At 54.3% G+C, this 1530-nt stretch carries 1 pseudogene; it reads right to left on the bottom strand.

Annotated features, from left to right (window positions below):
- Positions 1-79: 79 nt before the first annotated feature.
- A pseudogene (locus A7P96_RS00005) lies at positions 80-1301 on the bottom strand (tyrosine-type recombinase/integrase).
- Between the last annotated feature and the right edge of the window lie 229 nt (positions 1302-1530).

Here is a 1530-nt window from a genome sequence, read left to right as displayed (position 1 = left end):
CGTTATACGGCATTAGGCTGGATTAAGGATAATGCGAAGCAAAATAAAACACCAGCCCCGCCCGCCGGTGTTTGGTTTTTCAGGTAGTCCAATCTGTTGCAATCAAGGCTTGGACTTGGCGGTATCGCTCCCGTAGATAGTCTGAATACCATTGCATCATCTCCCGCCGCTCGGCCAGATACTCCGCCCGGTTGTAGGCGGCTCTAATCCGGTTGCTTTCTTCATGCGCTAACTGGCGTTCTATGGCATCTGGGTTGTAGCCCTGTTCGTTCAGGATGCTGCTTGCCAAACTGCGGAAGCCGTGCGGTGTGGCTGTGCCTTTGTAGCCTAGGCGTTCAATGATGCGGGTTAGGGTGGCATCGCTGATAAAGCCGGTGGTTTTGGTGCGGCTGGGGAACAGGTAGGGGGTATTGCCGGTCAGGCCGTGCAGTTCCCGCAGTAGCTCCAGCGCCCAATCGGAAAGCGGCACGGTATGGCTGCGTTTCATCTTCATGCGCTCGGCGGGAATAATCCATTGCGCTGCGGCAAAATCCACTTCCGTCCATTGCCCGCCGCGCAGTTCGGTATTACGTACAAACACCAGCATAGTCAGCAGCAGGGCAATTTTGTTTGCCGGGTCAATATCGGCCAGTATCAGGCGGCGGTAAAACTCGGCCAGTTCTTCGCGGGGCAGGGCGGGCATGTGGCGGGTGGTCTTTTTCTCGAAATGGCCGCGTAGCGGTACGGCGGGGTTGCGGTCGGTTATCTCCAGCATGGCGGCATAGGTGTACACCGCGCCTATCCATTGCCGCACTTTCTCGGCGGTTACATTGGCGCCGCGCGCCACAATGGCGGCAATAACGTTTTTCACGTCGGAAACGCTTACTTCGGCCAGCGGTATTTGCCCAATATGGGGAAACACGTCTTTTTGCATATCGGCAAGGATACGTTCGGCGTGAACGGGCTGCCAGCGGTGCAGGTTGTCGGCATGCCAACGGCGGGCAAGGGCTTCAAAGGTATTTAGGGCGGCAGCTTTTCACTCTTGTTTTTCCTGTTGCTTGGTGGCAGCGGGGTCTTGCCCGTCTGACAGCATACGGCGGGCATTTTCGGCAGCGTGGCGGGCTTCGGATAGGGAAACGGCAGGATACTTGCCGATAGATAGTCAGCGTTTTTTCCTTGCCGTTGATACGGTATTTCAGGCGGAAGATTTTGCCGCCTGCCGGGGTAACTTCCAGATACAGGCCACCACCGTCAAACAGCTTGGCTTTTTTTCCTGTGCCGGTAGGTTTTGCGTTCTTGATTTGGCGGTCGTTCAGGGGCATTCTGGGGGTATATTTTTGAGGGTATTTTCTGGATACCCCCAATCATGCCCCCATAAAAGGGGCAATTCAATTAGACGGCATTAGACGGGATTAGCTGAATAGGGAAGGGGAAAGGATAACTTGAATCAGCCTGAAAGTCTTGTCTGTATTGAGTTTGGCTAATTGCATTGGATGGCGTTAGACGTAAAAAAACAGCCCGAAAATTTGGGCTGTTTTGTGAAGATGGTGC

It is taken from the genome of Eikenella sp. NML03-A-027, assembly GCF_001648395.1.
In the GTDB taxonomy this organism is placed as follows: domain Bacteria; phylum Pseudomonadota; class Gammaproteobacteria; order Burkholderiales; family Neisseriaceae; genus Eikenella; species Eikenella exigua.
The sequence above is the reverse complement of the archived record's forward strand: the minus strand, read 5'-3'. Positions and strand labels throughout refer to the sequence as shown.